This window comes from Pseudomonas kuykendallii (assembly GCF_900106975.1).
Lineage (GTDB): Bacteria > Pseudomonadota > Gammaproteobacteria > Pseudomonadales > Pseudomonadaceae > Pseudomonas_O > Pseudomonas_O kuykendallii.
This window is the reverse complement of the sequence record NZ_FNNU01000008.1, coordinates 19,282-40,750: the sequence shown is the minus strand read 5'-3', so window position 1 is coordinate 40,750 and position 21,469 is coordinate 19,282. Positions and strand designations below refer to the sequence as shown.

The 21,469-nt window shown below is 66.7% G+C and carries 19 protein-coding genes; 3 read left to right on the top strand and 16 right to left on the bottom strand.

Translation table 11 applies throughout. From position 1 onward, the window contains the following. Window positions 1–21: 21 nt before the first annotated feature. The 3 genes from BLV15_RS20325 to BLV15_RS20315 form a co-directional block, all read right to left on the bottom strand. Window positions 22–1,119, bottom strand: a complete 1,098-nt coding sequence (locus BLV15_RS20325) for a carboxynorspermidine decarboxylase (protein ID WP_090231546.1) — start codon at window positions 1,117–1,119, stop codon at window positions 22–24. A gap of 274 nt (window positions 1,120–1,393) precedes the next feature. Further along, complete coding sequence (locus BLV15_RS20320) at window positions 1,394–1,609, bottom strand: hypothetical protein (protein ID WP_090231545.1); 216 nt, start codon at window positions 1,607–1,609, stop codon at window positions 1,394–1,396. Window positions 1,610–1,683: 74 nt separating this feature from the next. Beyond that, entirely contained in the window at window positions 1,684–2,223 is a 540-nt protein-coding gene (locus BLV15_RS20315) for a DUF3087 domain-containing protein (RefSeq protein ID WP_090231544.1), read from the bottom strand. A gap of 266 nt (window positions 2,224–2,489) precedes the next feature. On the opposite strand from BLV15_RS20315, the gene BLV15_RS20310 reads away from it, so the two are divergent. Next, on the top strand, window positions 2,490–3,731 hold the full coding sequence (locus BLV15_RS20310) for an OprD family porin (protein WP_090231543.1): 1,242 nt from the start codon (window positions 2,490–2,492) through the stop codon (window positions 3,729–3,731). 50 nt (window positions 3,732–3,781) lie between these two features. After that, a complete protein-coding gene (locus tag BLV15_RS20305) occupies window positions 3,782–5,377 on the top strand; it encodes an argininosuccinate lyase (RefSeq protein ID WP_090231542.1) in 1,596 nt (531 codons plus the stop codon). Between the two features lie 149 nt (window positions 5,378–5,526). On the opposite strand, the gene BLV15_RS20300 is transcribed toward BLV15_RS20305, so the two are convergent. Then, entirely contained in the window at window positions 5,527–6,885 is a 1,359-nt protein-coding gene (locus BLV15_RS20300) for a cation:dicarboxylate symporter family transporter (RefSeq protein ID WP_090231541.1), read from the bottom strand. Window positions 6,886–7,044: 159 nt separating this feature from the next. On the opposite strand from BLV15_RS20300, the gene BLV15_RS20295 reads away from it, so the two are divergent. Continuing rightward, the gene (locus BLV15_RS20295; protein WP_090231540.1) at window positions 7,045–7,977 is read left to right on the top strand and encodes a LysR substrate-binding domain-containing protein; all 933 of its coding nucleotides are present in this window, start codon (window positions 7,045–7,047) and stop codon (window positions 7,975–7,977) included. 30 nt (window positions 7,978–8,007) lie between these two features. Here the strand turns inward: BLV15_RS20295 and BLV15_RS20290 are convergent, their stop codons facing one another. The 12 genes from BLV15_RS20290 to BLV15_RS20235 all read right to left on the bottom strand — a co-directional run bounded on the left by BLV15_RS20290 (window position 8,008) and on the right by BLV15_RS20235 (window position 21,462). Beyond that, window positions 8,008–10,470 (bottom strand): TonB-dependent siderophore receptor, encoded by a 2,463-nt coding sequence (locus BLV15_RS20290; RefSeq protein ID WP_090231539.1) that lies wholly within the window; start codon window positions 10,468–10,470, stop codon window positions 8,008–8,010. Between the two features lie 121 nt (window positions 10,471–10,591). Then, entirely contained in the window at window positions 10,592–11,575 is a 984-nt protein-coding gene (locus tag BLV15_RS20285) for a FecR domain-containing protein (RefSeq protein WP_090231538.1), read from the bottom strand. Between the two features lie 5 nt (window positions 11,576–11,580). Then, entirely contained in the window at window positions 11,581–12,105 is a 525-nt protein-coding gene (locus tag BLV15_RS20280; RefSeq protein ID WP_090231647.1) for a sigma-70 family RNA polymerase sigma factor, read from the bottom strand. 157 nt (window positions 12,106–12,262) lie between these two features. Further along, window positions 12,263–13,996 (bottom strand): ABC transporter ATP-binding protein, encoded by a 1,734-nt coding sequence (locus BLV15_RS20275; protein ID WP_090231537.1) that lies wholly within the window; start codon window positions 13,994–13,996, stop codon window positions 12,263–12,265. Between the two features lie 10 nt (window positions 13,997–14,006). After that, window positions 14,007–14,954: an acetamidase/formamidase family protein gene (locus BLV15_RS20270; protein WP_090231536.1), complete on the bottom strand. Its 948-nt coding sequence runs from the start codon at window positions 14,952–14,954 to the stop codon at window positions 14,007–14,009. 1 nt (window position 14,955) lies between these two features. Further along, window positions 14,956–16,563, bottom strand: coding sequence for an ABC transporter substrate-binding protein (locus BLV15_RS20265; RefSeq protein WP_090231535.1), 1,608 nt, complete (start codon window positions 16,561–16,563; stop codon window positions 14,956–14,958). A gap of 61 nt (window positions 16,564–16,624) precedes the next feature. Beyond that, window positions 16,625–17,551, bottom strand: a complete 927-nt coding sequence (locus tag BLV15_RS20260) for an ABC transporter permease (protein WP_090231534.1) — start codon at window positions 17,549–17,551, stop codon at window positions 16,625–16,627. Next, on the bottom strand, window positions 17,551–18,399 hold the full coding sequence (locus tag BLV15_RS20255; protein WP_090231533.1) for an ABC transporter permease: 849 nt from the start codon (window positions 18,397–18,399) through the stop codon (window positions 17,551–17,553). Before BLV15_RS20255 ends, BLV15_RS20260 begins: the two co-directional genes overlap by 1 nt. Next, window positions 18,396–18,992, bottom strand: a complete 597-nt coding sequence (locus tag BLV15_RS20250) for an ANTAR domain-containing response regulator (RefSeq protein ID WP_090231532.1) — start codon at window positions 18,990–18,992, stop codon at window positions 18,396–18,398. The genes BLV15_RS20255 and BLV15_RS20250 overlap by 4 nt, the downstream gene beginning before the upstream one ends. Then, window positions 18,989–20,128 carry a transporter substrate-binding protein gene (locus BLV15_RS20245; RefSeq protein ID WP_090231531.1) on the bottom strand — a complete coding sequence of 380 codons (1,140 nt, stop codon included), beginning with the start codon at window positions 20,126–20,128 and terminating at the stop codon, window positions 18,989–18,991. The genes BLV15_RS20250 and BLV15_RS20245 overlap by 4 nt, the downstream gene beginning before the upstream one ends. A 261-nt stretch (window positions 20,129–20,389) precedes the next feature. After that, window positions 20,390–21,103 (bottom strand): LrgB family protein, encoded by a 714-nt coding sequence (locus BLV15_RS20240; RefSeq protein WP_090231530.1) that lies wholly within the window; start codon window positions 21,101–21,103, stop codon window positions 20,390–20,392. Further along, the gene (locus BLV15_RS20235) at window positions 21,100–21,462 is read right to left on the bottom strand and encodes a CidA/LrgA family protein (protein WP_090231529.1); all 363 of its coding nucleotides are present in this window, start codon (window positions 21,460–21,462) and stop codon (window positions 21,100–21,102) included. The genes BLV15_RS20240 and BLV15_RS20235 overlap by 4 nt, the downstream gene beginning before the upstream one ends. Window positions 21,463–21,469 lie beyond the last annotated feature (7 nt).

Below are 21,469 nucleotides of genomic sequence, written 5' to 3'. Positions count from 1 at the left end.
GACGCCCGTTTGCCGACGCCGTCAGCCGAGGCTGGACAGGTAGTCGTCGAAGCCGAACTCGCGGACCACCTCGACGCTGCCGTCGAGCTGCCTGACCACGATGGCGGGCATCTTCAGGCCGTTGAACCAGTTCTTCTTGACCATGGTGTAACCGGCCGCGTCGACGAACGACAGGCGATCGCCGATCTGCAGCGGCTTGTCGAACGCGTACTCGCCGAAGATATCGCCGGCCAGGCAGGATTTGCCGCACACCATCCAGCTGTGCTCGCCCGCGCTGGGCGCCAGCTTGGCGTTGAGGCGGTAGATCAGCAGATCGAGCATGTGCGCTTCGATGGAGCTGTCCACCACCGCCAGGTTCTTGCCGTTGTAGAGGGTGTCGAGCACGGTCACTTCCAGCGAGGCGCTCTGCGTGATCGCGGCTTCGCCCGGCTCCAGGTAGACCTGCACGCCGTAGTTCTCGGAGAAGGCCTTGAGGCGCGCGCAGAAGGCGTCCAGCGCGTAACCCTCGCCGGTGAAATGGATGCCGCCGCCGAGGCTGACCCACTTGACCTTGTGCAGCAGGTGGCCGAAGCGCTCCTCGATGTGCGTGAGCATCTTGTCGAACAGGCCGAAATCGCCGTTCTCGCAGTTGTTGTGGAACATGAAGCCGGAGATTCGCTCGATCACCGCTTCGATCTTCGCCGGGTCCCATTCGCCCAGACGGCTGAACGGACGCGCCGGGTCGGCCAGCAGGTAGTCCGAGCTGCTCACCTGCGGGTTGACGCGCAGGCCGCGCACCTTGCCTTCGGTGGCGTCTGCGAAGCGCTGCAACTGGCCGATGGAGTTGAAGATGATCTTGTCGCAGTTCTCCAGCATTTCGCCGATCTCGTCGTCGGCCCAGGCCACGCTGTAGGCGTGGGTCTCGCCGGCGAACTTCTGCCGGCCGAGCTTGAGCTCGTACAGCGAGGACGACGTGGTGCCGTCCATGTACTGCTGCATCAGGTCGAACACCGGCCAGGTGGCGAAGCACTTGAGCGCCAGCAGGGCCTTGGCGCCGGACTGCTCGCGCACGTAGGCGATCTTCTGCATGTTGACCAGCAGCTTCTGCTTGTCGATGAGGTAGTACGGCGTCTTGATCATTTCGAGGCTCCGGCGCGCCCAGCCAAAAAAAGGACGCGAATTGTGCCGGCCCCCAGTCGATATCGGAAGGGCGGGACGCGTATTTCGCTGTGTGGATGCCCTGCCCGCTCCCGCCTGGATGAAACAAAACGCCGCCGGCCGGCCCTTGCACGCGCGCCCGGACGCTGGCGCAGCCGTTGCCGCGGGGCGCTGCGCGGCCACGAGGCGTGTGTAACGCGATCTTTCCACGGATGGCCTCGCTGCGGCGCGGCCGTGTCGGCGCGACGGGCGGTAATCAGGCGCGCCTGCGCTCGTCCACGTCCAGCGCCTGGCGAACCTGGCGCAGGTCCGCGGCGTCCTGGTTCAGGCTGTGGATGACCTCGAGCAACTCCCCGCGCAGGACCTGGCATTCCATCCGTTCGGCCATTTTCATCACCGCCAGCGCGGCGCGCTCGTTGTGGTAGGCGACGAGGTCGAGGGTCTTGCGGGTACGGCGGGCAGCACTGTTCATGAAGGGGCACCTGGAAGTTCAGGGGCCATACCCTAGAGCAGCTTTGTTGCCGCGATATTTCAGCCGGGCGGCGCTCAGGCGGCGAAGCCCCGCTTCACCGACTCCAGCCAGGCGGGGTCGAGGCGCGTCTGTTCGGTATCCACGCCGACCTCCTCCATGCGCTGCCGGTGCCGTTCGATCTCGGCCCGAGCCTGGCCCTGGTCGCTGCTATTGCCGTCCAGTTCGTGCATCTGCATCAGCCCCAGGTGATAGAAGCGCAGCAGCTTCATCGCCACGGGGTCGCCGGCGGCCACGCCCGCCTCGAGCCGGTGCATGAGATTGGTGATGCTCATCAGGCTGCGCTTGAGCTGCCAGCCGTAGAGGCTCGGCGCCAGCCAGGCCTGCGACCAGAAGCGCAGGCGCACCAGCGCCACGCTCACCCCCAGCCCGATGACCACGCCGGCGACGTTCCAGCGGAAGTTGTCGCCGCCGCTTTCACCGAACGCCAGCACCAGGATCTGCGAGAACAGCATCGCCAGCGCGAGGAAGAGCACGGCGATGATCAGCGTCGCGCGGCGCGTTTGCCGGCGATAGGTTTCGGGGTTGAGCGGTTTGATTTCGAACGGCGCGGCCACCGGGGCTCCTTGGGTGAGCGGATAACAGTCGCCGCATTATCACCGCATCCGGCGGGCCCTGTGGACTTCCTGCCGAGCCAACACGCTTTCGCTCAACCCCGGATGGCCACCAACCAGCAGCCTTCAAAACTCAAAACGTATCGAATGCAGACTTTATATATATTTTAAGTATCAAAATAAAGGTCCTAGCATCGTCCTGGATGTCACCCGGCGGCTTTTCGCAGGTGCCGTCGCCACAACAAGAACAACAAGCACAGGACATGAACATGTCGATTAAAACTCTGCACCTGGGTCTGGCTTCGGTCGGTATCGGTATTGGATTCACCCTCCCCTCCATCGCCAGCGCGGAATTTCTGGAAGACAGCAAAGCCGAGCTGGAACTGCGCAACTTCTACTTCAATGGTGATTACCGCCAGGAAGATGCCAACCAGTCGAAACGTGAAGAGTGGGCTCAAGGGTTCCTGCTGCGTTACCAATCCGGCTTCACCCAGGGCACGGTCGGCTTCGGCGTCGATGCCCTCGGTCTTCTCGGCGTCAAGCTGGACTCGGGGCAGGATCGGCAGAACTCCGGGTTGTTGCCGGTAGGCGACGACGGGGCACCCGATGACTACAGCCGGGTTGGCGCCACCGCCAAGGCCCGTGTCGCCAACAGCACGCTGCGCTTCGGTACGCTGATTCCGCGCCTGCCGACGGTGCAACCGAACAATTCGCGCCTGCTGCCGCAAACCTTCCAGGGCACCCAGCTGACCTCGAAGGACATCGACGACCTCACCCTCAATCTCGGGCGCCTCACGGAAAACAACCTGCGCAACAGCAGCGGCGGCGACAAGCTCGCCGCTTCGGGCTCAGGGTTGACCGGTCGCCAAGACACCGACACGTTCGATTTCTTCAGCGCCAGCTACAAGTGGAGCAAGGCGCTGACCACCGGCTACAGCTATGCCCATCTGGATGCCAACTACAAACAGCACATATTCAATCTCAGCCACGACCTGCCCTTCGGCAAAAAACAGGCACTGAAGAGCGATATCCGCTACGCGCGCTCCACCGACGATGGCGCGACCAATGTCGACAACAACGCCTTCGGCGCCAAGTTCACCTACAGCTTCGGCTTCCACGCCCTGGGCGCGGCCTACCAGAAAATGTCCGGCGGGACCGGCTTTCCCTACCTGCAGGGTACCGACCCATTCCTGGTCAACTACGTGATGCTCTCGCCGGATTTCGCCAACCCGGACGAACGCTCCTGGCAGGTGCGCTACGACTACGACTTCGCCGGCCTCGGTATTCCCGGCCTGAGCTTCATGACCCGTTATCTGCGCGGCGACAACTTCGAGCTGGCCAACGGTGCGACCCGTGAATGGGAGCGTGATACCGACATCCAGTACAGCTTCCAGAGCGGCGCGCTGAAGAACCTCGCCGTGCGTTGGCGCAACGGTACCTATCGCAGCGGCGGCGATCAGGACATTGACCAGAACCGCCTGATCGTCAGCTACACGATTCCGCTGCTTTGACACCTCGCCCCGCCCACAACCGCCGGCCCGCACCGGCCCAGGAAACGCTCATGCACACCAGAAAATCCCTGCTGCACCTCGCCATTCTCTTGGCCCTGGCCGGTGGCCCGGGCGCCTATGCCGCCAACACCGGCGAGATGAACTGCAAGACCACCGCCGAGTGCGCCGCGCAGGCGAAGAAGATCGGCGCCACGGTCGAGAAGCCCGCGGCGGGCAAGAAAAAAAGCGACGACGGTCAGTTCGACTGGATCAACCGGATCAACAAAGCCTCCATCGTCATGCTCACCGAGGAAGGCATCGTCTCGGCCGACGAAGGCCGCAAGATCGCCGGCAGCGTGCGCTACACCATCGACCAGGGTGAGCGGCCGGATGGCAAGCGGCCCACCGACGTATTGCAGATCGAGCGCATCATGACCGACAGGATCGGCCCGGAAGCCTCGCTGATCCACTCCGGGCGCAGCCGCCAGGACATGTACGCGACCTATCGCCTGGCCAGCCTGCGGCGTCAGGTGCTCGATTACGGCGATGCGCTCGATGCATTGCGCCAGCGCCTGCTCAAGCTGGCCGCCGAGAACATCGACACGCTGGTGCCGGCCTACACCAACGGCGTACAGGCGATGCCGATCAGCTACGCGCACTATCTGCTCGCCTACGACGCTTCGTTCGAGCGCGACGCGCAGCGCCTCCACGAACTCTACGCACGGCTCAATCTCAGCCCGATGGGCACCGCCGTGCTCGCCAACTCCGCCTACCCGCTCAACCGCACGCGCCTGGCCACGTTGCTAGGCTTCGATGGCGTGCGCGAGAACTCGCTGGATGCCAGCCAGGTTTCCCCGTACGACATTCCCCTCGAAGCGTCCGCCCTCGTCGCCTCCACGGCGATTCGCATCGGCGCGATGATCGGCGACATCCACACCCAGTATCACCAGATCCGCCCGTGGCTGCTGCTCGACGAGGCTTCCACCTACACCAGCAGCGCGATGCCGCAGAAGCGCAATCCGGGGCTGCTGATGCGCACCCGCGAGGCCGCCTCGGACGTGGTCGGGCTGTCGCAACTGGTGACGCTGCGCGCGCACAACGTCACCACCGGGATGACCGACTACAAGTTCGCCTATGACTCCTCCGGCCTGTTCGACGAGAGCGTCGAGATGATCGACCGGATGAACACCGTGCTCGATGCCCTGAAAGTCGACCCGGCGCGCAGCCTGGAAGAACTCGAGTCGGAATGGACCACCTCGATGGAGCTGGCCGACACCCTGGAGCGCACGCACGACGTGCCGTTCCGCATCGGCCACAGCTTCGCCTCGCTGATCGTCACCTATGCCCGTGACCATGGCATCACCCCGAAAGCCTTCCCCTATGCAGAGGCGCAGAAGCTCTACACCCAGGCCGCGAAGAAATACCAGTGGAAGACCACCGAGTTGCCCCTCAGCGAAGCCGCGTTCCGCGCCACGCTATCGCCGCGTGCCATGGTGGATAGCCGCCAGGGCATCGGCGGCCCGCAGCCGGCGGAAGTCAAACGCATGCTGGCGCAGGCGCAGAAGACGCTAGGCACGGATCAGGGCTGGATGCGTGAGCGGCGCCAGCGCCTGAGCGACGCCGAAGCGACGCTGAACGAGGCGTTCAGCAAGCTGGCCGGCGACTGACGCCCGGCAACGAACGGTTTGCCGCTGCCCCAGGCGCAGCGACAGACCGGCCTGCCCCGCCCCGGAAAACGCGCGGTGCCCGCTGCGCCTGTTGACCTAGCGGGTGACATTCTCGCCGCAGCGCCGTCCACCTTGTACCGGCACGGCCCTCAGCGCCTCTCTTCGCCCGCCGCGCTGCCATTCGACGGCTCTTCGGCATGCCCACTGCCCGCGCCGCGCGAAGTGTTTCGCAGCGGGCCCCGCCCGGGTACCGCGCGAGCCGGATTCAACGCTCGCTGCAAGATCGTCTGGTCCAACGAGCCGTGCCAGCGTGCGATCGCCAGGCAGCCTACGCAGTTGCCCAGCACGTTGGTCAGCGAACGGCATTTCATCAGCCGCTCGACGCCCAGCAACAGGCCGGCGCTTTCCACAGGAATCATCGGCAGAACGCTCAGTGTCGCGGCCAGGGTCAGGAACGAGGAACCGGCGATGCTGGTGGAACCCATCGAGGTGAACAGACACACCAGCAGAAGGCCAAGCAGTTGCAGGCCATCGAGTTCGACATTGCCGGTCTGGGCGAGGAATAGCGCAGCACAGGACAGGTAGATATTCGACCCCGCCAGATTGAAGGTGTAGCCGGTGGTCAACACCACCCGCGCCGACTGCCGTGCGCATCCCAGCCGTTCCAGCTTGCGCAGCAGCCCCGGGAGAGCGATCACCGAGGACCCGGTGGACGCCACCAGCAACAGCTCTTCCTTGATGTACGCGATCAACCGGAGCAGGCCGACGCCTGCGAACCGCGAGGCGGCGGCGAGCACGATGCCAACGAATGCCAGGCAGGTGAGGTAGATCACCGCGATGAATTTCAGCAGGTGAACCGTCGAGCCCGGCCCGTAGCGGCCGATGGTGAAGGCCATGGCGCTGAAGGCCGCCAGTGGGGCGAAGCGCAGCAGTACCCTGAGCAAGGCGAACAGCAGCGCCAGCAACCGGTCGAGGGCCGCGAGAACAGCTTCACCAACGGCTCCCAGGCGGCTCAGCAGATAGCCGCAGACCAACGCCAGCAATGCCACCTGCAACACCGGGCTGCGACTGAGGAGTTGCCAAAGGTGCAACGGCGAGACGCCGGCTCCCGCCTCGACCATGCGTTCGGTGCCCTGCACCGCGCTGTGAACCTGGGCAGCCAACGCGTGCGCCGGAAATTCAGGGGGCGGGGAGAAGCCGTCGCCGGGGCGCAGCAGCAGAGCCCCGAGCAGGCCGCAGAGCAATGCCAGCACCTTGAGTGCCTCGAAATAGACCAGGGTGCGTGCGCCGAGTCCCCGGGCCTGTCGGCGACAGCGCAGGCGTGCCACGCCGGACGTCACCAGAACGAACATCAGCGGCGGTATCACCCAGCCCACCAGTTGGAGGAAGCCGCTGCCCAGCGGCTTCATGGCCATCGCCAGGTCCGGGCGCCAGAGCCCCAGCAGAATACCCGCGCTCACCGCGACGACGATCTGCAGGGTCGGATTGCGTGCCAGCTTGAGGATCATGCGTGGGGTCCGCTGCAGCGTGAGTTCTTGTTATCGGACCGAAGACTTGCCCCGGGCTGCCGTATCCTACCCAATTACGCCGCCGACCATCGCCCGCTGCGCCATTTTTCCAGGCCGCGGTCCGCTGGCCGAAAACCACCCCTCATTGGCGAGCCCCGCATGGAACTACGGCACTTGCGCTACTTCACGATGGTCGCCGAAGAGCGCCACTTCACCCGCGCCGCGGCGCGCCTGCACATGCAGCAGCCTCCGCTTAGCCAGCAAATACGCGCGCTGGAACTGGAGCTGGGTTTCGATCTGTTCAAGCGCCACGCCAAGGGCGTAGACCTCACCGCCGCCGGCCAGGTATTCCTCGAGGAAGCCAGGGCGATCCTCGCTCAGGTGGACAATGCCAGCCGCCGCGCCGCCCGCGTTGCCGAAGGCGTGGAGGGCGTCCTGTCGATCGGCTTCACCAGTTCCGCCGCCGCGCACCCGCTGATCCCGCGGATCATCCGTGCCTACCGGCAGGCGTTCCCACGCGTCAGCATCGTGTTGCACGAGGGCAATGCACGCGGCCTCACCGATGAAGTGGGCGCGCGCAGCCTGGATGTCGGCATCCTTCGTGCGCCGGTCGCCCGCCCCGACGAGGTGCAGTTCCACCGCCTGCTCAACGAGGAACTGCTGCTGGTGCTGCCGGTGGACCATCCGCTGCTGGCGGGACGCGAGGCGCCCGACGGAATGCCCGAACTGCGCCTTGCCGAACTCAGGGACGAACCCTTCATTCTGGTGCGCCGGCCCGGCGCGCCGGGAATGTACGCGAACCTGTTGAAGGCCTGCCGCAATGCCGGCTTCGAGCCGGAGGTGGCCTTCGAGGTCGAACGCATGCTGACCAATGTCAGCCTGGTGGCGGCTGGCGCAGGCGTATCGGTGGTGCCCGCCTCGATGAAGGACCTGCAGCGCGCCAGTGTCGTCTATTGCCGGATCGTCGGCGCCAAGCCGCGCCTGGCAGCGCCTATCACCCTGCTCTGCCATGCGCAGAACCAGACACCGCCGGTGATCAACTTCACAACCCTGGCACGTCGCCTGAGCGGAAGGCTGTACCTCGCCCGCTAAGCCCCGCATCGTTCGCCAGCCACGCCACCCTCACCAGTTGAACGACACCGTGCCGAGCAGCGTGCGCTCCTCGCCCCAGTAGCAGCGCCCGGCGTTGTTGCAGCCGGTCACGTATTCCTGGTCGAAGAGGTTCTTCGCGTTGACCTCGGCGGACCAGTGCTCGTCGATGCGGTAGCCCACGAGCGCGTCCACCAGGGTCACGTCGCCGGTATCCAGCGTGCCGTACAGCGACGCCGCGGTGTAGGCGAAGGTGCTGTCGAAATGGCGCACGCCGCCGCCGATGTGGAAGCCCTTGAGCGCGCCATCGAGGAAGCGGTAGGTGGCCCAGACCGACGCCTGGTTGCGCGGCACGCCGGTCATCTGGTGGTCCTCCAGCAGCGAGCCGGGGCTGTCCTTGGTGATGCGCGCATCGGTGTAGGAGTAGGACGCCACCAGGTTGAGGTTCTCGTTGAGGTCGCTGTTCATCTCCAGCTCCACGCCCTTGGAGCGGCTTTCGCCGACCTGGCGGTAGCCGCCGGTGGTGGCGTCGGCGATCACGTCGTCCTCTTTCACCAGGTCGTAGACGGAGGCGGTGAACGAGGTATTCCAGCCTCTGGGCTCGAACTTCACGCCCGTTTCGTACTGGCGGCTGGTGGTCGGTTCCAGCGGCGAGCCGTTGCTGAACACCTGCTGGGTGGGGACGAACGCGGTGGAGTAGCTGACATAGGGCGTGAGGCCATTGTCGAACTGGTACATCAGGCCGGTCTGCCAGGTGAAGTCGTGGTCCCAGTAGTCGAAGTCGGCCGGGTCGTTGAAGGGACCCCGGCGGTTGCGGTACTGGCTGTTGACGTAGTCCTGGCGGCCGCCGAGGAGGAATATCCAGTTGTCGTACTTGCTCTGCAGCTGGCCGTAGACGCCGTACATCTGCTGTTCCAGCAATGCGTCCTGTAACGTCGCCTGCATCGCCGGCTTGCCGCTGTAGACCGGGTTGAAGATGTCGATGCTGCCGCCCGCGCCCGCCTCCCAGTTCTGGTTGAACGAAGTACGATCGAAGCTCGCGCCCATCAGCACGGTGTGCTCGAACTCGCCGGCGTTGAAATGCCCCTCGAACTGGTTGTCCAGCGAGTAGACCATGGACTTGTTGTAGCGGTCGTAGGCCGTGTTGACGAGCGTGGTGCCGAAACCGCCGTTGTTCAGGTTGCCCGGCCAGGTTTCCTGGCGGTCGATGCGCGACTGCATGTAGCGAGAGTTCTGCCGGAATGCCCAGGTGTCGTTGAACTGGTGGCTGAACTCGTATCCCAGCGACCAGGCCTCGCGCTCGAAATTGTCCCAGTTCGGGTTGCCGAGGAACGCGTCCTTGTCGATCTTGCCGTTGGGGTTGTCCAGCAGCGTGCCGGCCGCGGGATAGCCCAGCTCCAGCTTGGTACGGTCGCGCTGGTAGCTCGACAGCAGGGTCAGCGCGGTGCTGTCGTCGAAGTTCAGGGTCAGCGAGGGCGCGATGTAGAGGCGATCGTCCTGCACCTGGTCGACCTGGGTGTCGGCGTTGCGACCGAGCATCACGATGCGGCCGAGGATGTTGCCCTCGTCGGTCAGCGGGCCGGAGACATCCACGCCGAGCTGCCGGCGGTTGTTGCTGCCGTAGCTGAGCTGAACCTCGCCCTGCGGGGTTGCGGTCGGTTTCTTGCTGACCAGGTTGACCACGCCGCCCGGCGTGTTTTCGCCGTAGAGGATGGAGGTCGGGCCGCGGAAGACCTCGGTGCGCTCCAGGCCGTAGGGCTCGCTGGTGGTGTCGTAGCGGTTGCCCTGCACGCGCAGGCCGTCGCGCAGCAGGCCGTAGCCGAAGTCGGTGGCGAGGAAGCCGCGGATGTAGAACAGGTCGCCGGCGAGTCCGTCACCGGCGGCGAACGGCGGCGCGAAGATGCCCGGCACGTAGCCGAGCACCTCGGTCAGGGTCTGGGATTTCTGGTCCTCCATGCGCTGGCGGGTGACCACCGAGATCGAGCGCGGGGTTTCCGCGAGCGGCGTGCCGGTCTTGCTGCCGGCGTTGCTGAGGATCGCCCGGTAGCCGCTGTCCCCGGACATGTCACCCGAACCGATACCGGCTCCGGTCACGGTCGCCGGCGCCAGCTGAATCACGCCGCTGGGCGCAATCGGCTGCAGCACATAGCCGCCGCTGGCCTGCGGCAGCGCCTGGAGGCCACTGTTCTGCAGCAGACGGGCCAGGGCCTCCGGCACGCTGTAGCGGCCATTCAGCCCGGGGCTGGTCTTGCCGGCGGTGAGGTCGTTGTGCCCGACCAGGTAGATGCCGGCCTGACTGCTGAACTGGTTGAGCGCGGCGCTCAGCGAGCCCGCGGCGATGGCGTACTGGCGTTCGCCGGCGGCGTCCTGGGTGGTTTGCGCGTGAACCTGGGTGGTGGCCAGAAGCAGCGGTGCGCCGGCCAGAACCGGTAGCGCGACGGCGAGCGCCATGGGCCGCAGGGCAAAGCGGCGGGCGAGATGAGCAGGCAAGTGCATGGGGTCCCCTGAAGCGTTCGATTGTCGAGGTTTTCCTGTAAACCGAACGAACCTCGAAAAGGGGAACCGACGCGCCGGTTTTATTTTCGGCGGGCCGGCGCCCTGCGCTGCAAACACCCGATCACGCCGGCTCGAGGCTGCCCCACCAGGGCGTCATCCACTCCAGCCGAACCGGCAGCGCCGCCGCGATCAGACGCAGCGCCTGGTCGGTATCGTTGAGCGGGAAGGCACCCATCACCGGTAACCCGGCGACGGCCGGGTTGCAGCCCAAGTGGCCGTGGCGATAGCGCGACAGCTCCTGCACCAGTTGCCCCAGCGGCATGTCCTCTGCGGTCAGCACGTGGCGAATCCAGGATTCGCCGGCACTCAACGCGGGGGCCGAGGCGCCGATCGCCGCCGCGCTGAATTCGACCCGCTGCCCGGCACCGACGATGCTCGTCGCGCCGCTGGCGGCGGTGTGCACTTCCACCGCGCCCTGGTAGACGTTGAGCCGCGTCGTTTCGCCCAGCTGGCGCACCGCGAAGCGCGTACCCAGCGCACGCAGCCGGCCATGCTCGGTGTCGACGAGGAACGGACGCCGCGGGTCCTTCGCGGTATCCACCAGGACTTCGCCGAAGTGCATGCGCAGCAGGCGCCGCTCGGCGCTGAAGTCGGCGTCGATGGCGCTCAGCGCACCGAGCCAGAGGTGCGATCCGTCGGCCAGCAGGGTTTCGCGGGTTTCGCCGACACCGGTGGCGAAGTCCGCGCCCCAGGCGGTGACCAGCCTCGGCAGCGGCGTGCCGCGCCAGGCGCTCCAGCCGAGCAGCGAGCCGCCGGCGAGGATCATCAGCGTCTTCAGCCCCTGGCGACGGCTCAGGCGGGCAGGATCGCCGACGCGCCGCAACACCCCGCTGGACTCCCGCGCGCCCTCCCCCTGCAACGGCGCGAAACGCTGGCCGACCCGCTCGACGTAACGCCAGGCGTCGCGATGCTCGGCGTGCTGGTCGAACCAGCGCTGCCACTGCTCGCGCAGCTGCGCGCCGCCGTTCTCGTCGTGCAGCGCGACGTACCACTGCGCCGCCTGCTGCAGGCTGGCGTGGCTGAGTTTGCCGTCGGGGCTGTGCATGGCCGTCATTCGATCAACAGCCCGTCCAGCTCGGCTTCCAGCAACGCGCAGTGCAGGAAGGCCTGAGCCAGGTACTTCTTCACCATGCGCTCGGACACGCCCAGCTCCACGGCGATCAGGCGGTATGGCATGCCGTCGAGCTGCGCCAGCAGGAACGCCTGGCGCACCCTGGCCGGCAGGCGCAGCAGCATGGCGTCCACCTCGTGCAGGGTTTCGACGATCAGCGCGCGTTGCTCGGGCGAGCCTTGCAGGTGCTCAGGCCGGCCCGCCTGGCTTTCCAGCCAGGCCGTTTCGAGCTGGCGGCGGCGCCAGTGATCGATGCACAGGCCGCGGGCGATGGTGGCGAGGTAGGAACGCTCGCCGCTGCTGCTCTCGAAGGTGCCCGGCCGCAGCATCACGCGGACGAAGGTGTCCTGCACCAGGTCGGCCGCATCGAAGGCATTGCCTAGACGGCGCTGGAGAAAACCGTGAAGCCAGCGCGAATGGCTGAGATAGAGCGACTGCGGCGAGGAGCCAGGCATCGGGGGCATCGAGAGCACGGTAATGTCCGGCGCAATGCGCCTAAGGTGCGGATGAGAATTAGTTTCAAATGTACCCGATACGATGTAATCGCGGCAATCCATGACGAAAAAGGCGGCGGTGCCTTTCAGCTCACCGCCGCCTCGTTCATCCTGACTTGGAAGGGTTTCAGCCCACCGCCACCAGGTGATCCACGTCCTGCTGCCGGTACTGCTGCGGCGGCGCGACGTAGCCCTTGGGCTTGATCGGATCGGGCACCTGGATTTCCCGCAGCAGCGCCTTGAAGTCGCGACGCTGGTCGACGTCCGGGATCGGCACCGCCGACAGCAGGCGCTGGGTGTAAGGGTGCTGCGGGTTGCCGAGCACCTGATCGCGGCGGCCGATCTCGACGATCTGCCCGCAGAACATCACCGCCACCCGGTGGCAGATGCGCTCCACCACCGCCATGTCGTGGGAGATGAACAGGTAGCTGAGGTCGTGCTCGCGCTGCAGGCGTTCGAGCAGTTCCAGCACCTGGGCCTGCACCGACACGTCGAGGGCCGAGACCGATTCGTCGGCGACGATCACCTTCGGGTTCAACGCCAGGGCGCGGGCGATGCAGATGCGCTGGCGCTGGCCGCCGGAGAACATGTGCGGGTAGCGCTGCATCGCCTCCGCCGGCAGGCCGACCTGTTCCAGCAGTTCGGCGACCCGCGCCTGGCGTTGCTGACGGTCGCCCTTGCCGTGGATCAACAGCGGCTCGCCGACCAGGTCGAGGATCGTCTTGCGCGGGTTCAGCGAGGCGTAGGGGTCCTGGAAGATCATCTGGATGTCCTGGCGCACCTCGCGCAGCGCCTCGCCGCCGATGCCGTTCAGCTCGCAGCCGAGCAGCTTCACGCTGCCGTCGAAGGGCAGCATGCTGAGCAACGCCTTGCCGGTGGTGGACTTGCCACAGCCGCTCTCGCCGACGATGCCCAGGGTTTCGCCCTGACGCAGGCGAAAGCTGACGTTCTCCACCGCGTGCACGTTGCGCGCCGGCTCGAACCAGCCGCCTCGCAGCGGGAAGCGCACCTGCAGGTTGTCCACTTCGAGCACCACCGGACGTTCTTCGCGCGACTCCGGCGGGCCGGCGCTGCCGAGCACCGGCACCGCCGCCAGCAGCTTGCGCGTGTAGGCGGCCTGCGGTGCGGCGAACAGGCTGCGTACCTCAGCGCGCTCCTCCATCAATCCCTGGTTCATCACCACCACTTCATCGGCCATCTCGGCGACCACGCCCATGTCGTGGGTGATCATCAGCAGCGTGGTGCCGAACTGCGCCTGCAACTCGCGCATCAGCTCGAGGATCTGCGCCTGGATGGTCACGTCGAGCGCGGTGGTCGGCTCGTCGGCGATCAGCACGCGCGGCTTGCAGAGCATCGCCATGGCGATCATCACCCGCTGGCGCATGCCGCCGGACAGCTCGTGCGGGTACTGCGCGAGGCGCTTGTCGACCTGCGGCACGCGCACCGCGTCGAGCATCTGCCGGGCCCGCGCGCGGGTTTCCTGGCCGCTCAGCGCCTCGTGCCGGCGCACCGTCTCCTGCAACTGCCGGCCGACCGTCATCAGCGGGTTCAGCGAGGTCATCGGCTCCTGGAAGATCATGCCGATGTCCTTGCCGCGCAGTTCCTGCATCTGCCGGTCGGAGCAGCCGAGCAGGTCGCGACCCTCGAAGAGGATCGCGCCGCCCGGCACGCTGGCGGCCTTCGGCAGCAGGCCCATGATCGCCAGCGAGGTCAGCGACTTGCCGCTGCCGGATTCGCCGGCGATGCACAGCGTCTTGCCGGCGTGCAGGGCGAAGCTCAGCTCGCTGACCACGCGCCGGGGCCCGAAGTCGATGGACAGTCGCTCGACCGACAGCAGCGGTCGCGAGGTTTCGGCGGTCATGACGGCCCCTTCAGTTGAACACCACTTTCGGGAAGTAGAAGGACACCACCCAGTTCGGCAGGTCGACCACTTCGCTGATGCGCAGATCGCCGCACACCGAGCAGAGCATGTAGGCCTGTTCGGCCGGCATGCCGTGTTCGCGGCAGAGCCAGTCGACGGTGCCGGCGACGGCCTGGCGCGCCGCCTCCATGAGGTCCGGGCCGATGCCGGTGAAGGCTTCGTAGCCGGCGCTGTCCAGGTGCCGGGTGACCGGCCCCGGCGTGCTGAAGCGCGGCATCGCCAGCGGCGTGGACTTGATCAGGTCGAGCTTGACCACCACGTCCATGGCCGACTCGATGGCCGTGCCACAGACCTCGCCATCGCCTTGCGCGGCGTGGGTGTCGCCCATGGAGAACAGCGCGCCCTCCACTTCCACCGGCAGGTACAGCGTGGTGCCGGCGGCCAGGTCGCGAATGTCCAGGTTGCCGCCGACGCGCCGCGGCGGCACCACCGAATGCAGGCCCGGCGCCGCCGGGGCGACACCGATGGTGCCGGCGAACGGCTTCAGCGGCACCTTGGCGAACTGGCCGAACGCCGCGGGCGCAAGGCCCTCGGCGTCGTAGTTCCACAAGGCCAGGGCCGGCTCGGTGAACTGGTCGGCGAGCAGCCCGAAACCGGGGATGTTCGCCGTCCAGCCGAAGCCGCAGGGCTTGAAGCTGTCGATGGTCACCTTGAGCACGTCACCCGGTTGCGCGCCCTCGACGAAGATCGGCCCGGTCACCGGGTTGATCCGGTCGAACGGCATGCTCGCCACGTTGTCGACCTTCGATTGCGGGGTGAAGTAGCCGGCCGAGGAGTCGCGGCACTCGAACTGCAGCTCGCTGCCCGGCGCGACGCGCGCGACGGGCTCGAAGGCGTTGTCCCAGCCGAAGTGGCTGTGCACGCTGTGGATGGTCTTGATCAGGCAGTTGTTGCACATCTCACTTCACCCCGATGTAGTCGTAGTTGACCGGCACGTGCACCGGGTCGACGTACAGCGCGTCGTCGCCGCCCATCCGCGCCGAACGCACGGTGAAGCGTTGCTCGTTGAAGATCGGCACCCAGGGCGCGTCGGCCATCACGTCGGTGAACACCTTGCTCCACAGGGCGATGCGCTCGGCCTGCTGCTCGGGCTTGGCCATCGAGTCGGCGCGCTTGGCTTCGGCATCGAGCGCCTTGTTGCAGTACAGCGCCCAGTTCCAGCCGCCGGAGACCGCGCCTTCGCAGCCGAGGATCGGCCCGTAGAAGTTCGAGGGGTCCGGGAAGTCGGCGATCCAGGCCATGCCGCCGGACCAGACCATCGGTGCCTGGTCCTTCTCGCTGCCGGCGGCGATCACGTTGGCCTGGGCCAGCGACTTGATCTGCGCGCGGATGCCGATCTTCGCCAGGTCCTGCTGGATCGACTGGGCGATGCGCGGCTGCGGGTCGGTGTTCATCACGTACAGCTCGGTGTCGAAGCCCTTCTCGAAACCGGCCTCGGCGAGCAGCTTCTTCGCGCCCTCGACGTCGTAGGGATAACCCTTGAAGCCGGTGTCGTAGCCAGGCATCGCCGGCGGCAGGGGCTGGTTGGCCGGCTTCGCGCGACCGTTGATCAGGCGCACCACGCGGTCCTTGCTGATCGCCATGTTCACCGCCTGGCGAACCTTGAGGTTGTCGAACGGCGGCAGCGTGGTCTTCAGCGTCAGGTAGCCGGTCTGCAGCTGGTCGCCGGTGACCACCAGGCCCTTCTGTTTCGGGTCGTTCTTGAACTGCAGGAACTGCGCGGGCGGTACGCCGTCGCCGGCGATGTCCACTTCGCCCTTCTGCAGGCGCAGCAGCGCGACGGTCGGGTCCTGGCCGATCTCGAAGCGGATGCCGTCGAGATAGGGCACGCCGCTGCGGTAGTAGTTGGGGTTCTTCTTGAAGACCAGTTGCTGGCCGAGCTTCCACTCCTGTAGCTCGAAGGCGCCGGAGCCGACCGGGTGCTTGCCGAAGTCGGCGCCCCACTTCTCGACGGCTTCCTTCGGCACCACCGAGGCGAAGTTGATCGCCATGATGTGCAGGAAGGTGGCGTTGGGCTGGCTCAGCTTGATCTTCACCGTGTAGTCGTCGGGCGTGGTCACGCCGGCCAGCGTCTCGCTCTTGCCGCCGGTGACGTCCTCGTAGCCGACGATGGAGGAGAAGAAGCCGGCGCCCGGGCTCTGGGTCTTCGGATTGACGGTGCGCTCCAGCGAGTACTTCACGTCGGCGGCCTTCATCTCGCGGCCGTTGTGGAATTTCACGCCCTTCTTCATGACGAAGGTGTACTCGGTGCCGTCGTCGGAAACCGTGTAGCTCTCGGCCAGCGCCGGGACCAGTTCGGTGGTGCCCGGCTTGTAGTCCATCAGGCGGTCGAAGAGGCTCTTGATCATCGACCAGTTCTGCCAGTCGTAGCCGATGGCCGGGTCGAGGGTGGCGACGTCGTTCTGGTAGGTGACGACCGCTTCGCCGCCATGCTGGGGCTCGGCGGCGAGCAGGTTGCCGGCGAACAGGGTGGCGGCGATGGCCAGGGAAAGTGCCTTGCGTTTCATGTGCTGCAGCCTCTCTTCTCGTTCAAAAGGACGCCCGCCAGACGAGGCAGACGGAATCAACTCAGTGCTTCTTCACATCGATTCGTGGGTCGACCAGCGGGATCACCAGGTCGGCCAGCAGGTTGCCGAGGACGATGGCCACCGCGGACACCGTGGTCACGCCGACGATCACCGGGATGTCCACCTGCTGGATCGCCTGCCAGGCGAGCTGGCCGATGCCCGGCCAGCCGAACACCGACTCGACCACCACCAGCCCGCCCATGAAGATGCCGATGTCGATGCCGACCATCGGGATCACCGGCACGATGGCGTTCGGCAGCACATGGCGGAACACCACGCGCATCCGGCTCAGACCCTTGGCCCGCGCGGTGCGGATGAAGTCCTGGTGGAGCACCTCGATCATCGAGGAGCGCACCATCCGCGAGTACCAGCCGCTGCCGAGGATGCCCAGGGTCAGCGCCGGCAGCAGGATGTGGCGGAACTCGCCATAGCCGCCCATGGGGAACCAATCCAGGCGCACGGCGAAGAAGTAGAGGAACAGCATCGCGGCGATGAACTGCGGCGAGGACACGCCGACGAAGGAGAAGGCCATCAGCAGGCGGTCGATGAAGCTGTCGCGCTTGAGCGCGGCGACGATGCCCAGGCCGATGCCGATCAGCAGCTCGAAGGCGATGCCCAGGCCCATCAGCTGTAGCGACGGCACCAATCTCGCCCCAATCAGTTCGGAAACCTGCGAGCGCTGGATGAACGAGCGCCCGAGGTCACCGTGCAGCAGGCCTTTGAGGTACTGGAAGTACTGCTGGTAGAACGGCAGGTCGAGGCCGAGCTGGTGGCGGATGTTGGCGACGATCTCCGGCGTCGCGCTGCGCCCGGCGATCTGCCGCGCCGGGTCGGCCGGCAGCATGAACAGCAGCAGGTAGGTGATCAGCGTGACGCCGAGCAGGATCAGGATCGAATAGACGACGCGGCGGGCGATGAAGGCGAACATCAGCTTCTCCCCTTCAGGGTCGGGTCGAGGGCATCGCGCAGCGCATCGCCGACCAGGTTGAACGCCAGCGACAGCGCGACGATGGCGGCGCCGGGAAACAGCACCAGCCAGGGCGCCGAGGTGAAGTAGGTCTGGCTCTCGAAGATGATGTTGCCCCAGCTCGGCGTGGGCGGTTGCACGCCGACGCCGAGGAACGACAGCGTGGCTTCCAGCAGCACGGTGGTGGAAATCCCCAGCGTGGCCCAGACCAGGATGGTCGGCAGCAGATGCGGCAGCAGGTGCGAGAAGAGGATGCGCAGGCGGCTGGCGCCCAGGGTGCGCTCGACCTCGACGAAGTCCCGCGCGGCCAGCGCCACGGTCTCGGAATAGATCACCCGGGCGATCTGCACCCAGTTCACCATGGCGATCACCAGCGCGACGATCCACACGCTGGGCTGGAAGATCGCCGCCAGGGCGATCGCCAGCAGCAGCGCCGGGAAGGCCATCATCAGGTCGGTGAAGCGCATCAGCACGCTGCCCAGCCAGCCGCGGACGAACCCGGCGGTCAGCCCGACCAGGGTGCCGATCAGCACGGCGATGCCGTTCGCCAGCAAACCGATGAACAGCGAGGTGCGCGCGCCGTAGAGCAGCCGCGAAAGCAGGTCACGACCGAGCAGGTCGGTGCCCATGCGGTAGGTGGCGTCCGGCGGCAGCGGCGCGCCTTCCAGCGAAAGGCCCTCGATGAACTGTTCGGACGGATCGAAGGGCGCGGCCCAGGGCGCGAAGATCGCCAGCAGCACCACGGCGACGATGAACAGTAGCGAGATCGCCACCGACGGCCGCCGCAGCAGGGTTTTCAGCGTACTCATGAACGCCCCTCGTGGCGGTTGGCGACGGCGGCGCCGACCAGCTCGGCGCAGATGTCCTCGAGGCTGCGGTTGAGCTCCATGGACAGCTTGCGGATGTGTTCGTAGGCGCGGTTCTCGTCCAGCTCCCGCTCGACCATCAGCCGCGCCAGGGCCTGCGCCACCAGGCGCCGGCTGGCGACCTTCTCGGCCAGCGAACGGCTGCGCTGCTGTTCGGCGGCGAGGCGCTGGCGCAGCCCGATGGCCATCATCAGCGTGGTGTACACCGAGCCCTGGGTGATCGGCTTGTTGAGCATTGCAGTGGCGCCCAGCTCCAGCGCGCGCTGGATCTGCGACAGCGTCTCGTGCTGGGTCAGGGCGATGATCGGCACGCCGGCGGCATTGGCCTGCTCGACGATGCGCGGGCTGGCGAAATGATCCAGCTCGACCACCAGCGCGAGAACCTGCTCCAGCGCCTGCGGCGCGTCGGCCTGCAGCGCCTGCGAGGCGATGCCCAGGCGCTGCAGGCTCTTCTGCAGCGCGGCCAGGCTGCGTTCGTCGCAATCCACCAGAAGCAGGCTCGCGCTGCCGAACGACGGACGTTTGCTCAGGCTCATCGGATGATCCTCAGGTGCGGGCGCTGCGCCGTGCCGGGCGCTGCGCGAAACGGTTCGAGATCGGTCGCGGTGAGGTACGGATCAGCCTCCTGCATCAGGGTTTCGGCCTCCAGGACGGAGAAACGTTTGCCCTTGAGTTCGGCGATGTAGCTGGGCAGGCAGGCATGGTTGTTCTGCGCGGAGATCCGCAGCTCGCCGAGGATGGTCGCCACCGGCGCCGCGTAGAGCGCCTGGCAGACCGCCTCCGGGGTGTCGTCGCCGCTACGCTGGCAGGCCACCGCGAACAGGTGCACGGCGGCGTAGGCGCAGGCGTAGTAGTGCGAATACGGGTGCAGCCCGTGCAAACGGCGCTGGCGCTGGCTGAAGGCCGGGTCGACCTCCTCGAAGAACGGCCCGCAGGAGAGCAGGCGCAGCGCGCGCATCTCGCCGACGCCGACCAGCTCGCCCTCGGTGAGGTTGCAGCTCAGCACCGGCAGGCTCAGGCCGCGGGCCAGGCAGGCGATATCCAGCTGGCGGAGGAAGGCGTGCGACGAGTCGCCGACCAGGTTGTTGAGGATGAAGGCCGGCGGCGCCTGCAACAGCGCCTCGACCACTTCGGCGAAGTGGATGGCGCCCAGGTGGAAGTACTTCTCGCCGAGCACCTCGCCCTGCGCCACGCCGAGCACTTCACGGGCGATGCGGTTGCTCTCCCAGCCCCACACGTAGTTCGAGCCGATCAGGTAGGCCTGCCTGCCGAACGCCTGCAACGCGTGGCGCAGCAGCGGGATCAGCGTCTGGTTCGGGCAACCGCCGAGGTAGAGGACGTTCTCGCTGCTCTCGAAACCTTCGTAGGGGCACGGGTACCAGAGCAGAGTGCCGCGCTGTTCGAGGTCGGGAATCAGCTCCTTGCGGCTGGCCGAGGTGATCGGCCCGAACACATGGCGGATGCCTTCGCGATGCAGCTCGCCGAGCGCCTCGGCGTAGCGCTCCAGGCGTCCCTCGGGGTTTAGGTGACGCAGGCGCAGGTCGAAATCGAACGCCTGGCTCCGATTGATCTCGTCGACCGCGTGTTCGATTCCCGCCAGGGCGTTCCGCCCCATGTGCCGGTAGGTGCCGCTGGTGGACAACAGGGCGCCGAAGGTCACTGTGCCGCGCATGTTTCGCTCCGCAAAAAAAAACCTGAACGACCGTCGGAGGACAGTCGTTCAGGCTTCGTTACCTGTGCGCATCGAGGCGCTTGTGGGTCAAAGGCTGACAGGCCGGAGGCCCTGCTTTGCGATCACTATAGAAAGATACGTGCCAGGTTGTCACACCCGGCGTGATTTCTGGCGTTGGCCGTCGGCAACGGTGCGCCAGCGCCGCCAGTCTGCACCAGTATGGCGCAGCGACCCGGGCGATGCGCCGTCAGGAGGCGCCGATCAATAGAAACGCAGCAGCGGCAACAGCAGCGCGATGAGGATGCCCACCAGGCTCATCGCCAACGCGGAGAAGGCGCCGCACTCCTCGCCCTCCTCCAGCGCCCGGGCGGTGCCGATGGCGTGGGCGTTGATGCCGTAGCTCAGGCCGCGCGCCGCCGGGTGGTCGACGCCCGCCCAGCGCAGCAGCGTCGGCCCCAGCGCGGTGCCGACGACGCCGGTGAGCATCACCAGCACCGCCGCCAGCGAGGCGTTGCCGCCCAGTTGCTCGGCCACCAGCATGGCGATCGGCATGGTCGCCGAACGCGGCGCCAGGCTCATCATCACCGACAGGTCGGCGCCCAGCAGCCAGGCGATCGCCAGCGTCAGCGCCACCGTCAGGCTGCCGCCGACCAGCACGGTGATCAGGATCGGCCAGAACAACAGGCGGATGCGCCGCAGGTTGCGGTACAGCGGCACCGCCAGGGCCACCGTCGCCGGACCGACCAGGATCGCCAGCGGCGCGGCGCCGGCGCGGTAGTCGGCGTAGTCGATACCGCAGACCAGCAACGCGCCGACCACCAGGATCACCGAGACCATCACCGGCTGCAGCACCAGCCAGCCGCTGCGCCGGTACAACGCGTGGGCCAGCTGGAAGGCGATCAGGGTCAGCGCCAGGGAGAACAGCGGATGGCCGATCACCGCGCGGCTGGCGGCGTACCAGTCGACGGCGCTCATCGCGATTCCTCGCGCTGCTCCAGGCGCCGCGTCAGGCGCTGCATCAGCCAGCCGCAGAACGGCACCGTGATCAGCAGCGAGATCACCAGCGCCGCCGAGATCGCCAGCAGGTTGCCGAGCAGCACGCTGCCGCTGTCGACGATTCCCGCCGCGGCCGGCACCAGCAGCAACGGCAGGTACAGCAGCAGGCCGCTGGCCGCCTGGTTCAGCGGCTCGCCCACCTCGCCGCGCAGCAACAGCAGGGCGAACAGCAGCAACATGCCGATGATCGGCCCCGGCAGCGCCGGCAACAGCAGCGCATTCAGCGCACTGCCGAGCAGTTGCAGCAGCACCAGCCAGGTCAGGCCTCTTAGCAGCATGGGGCAA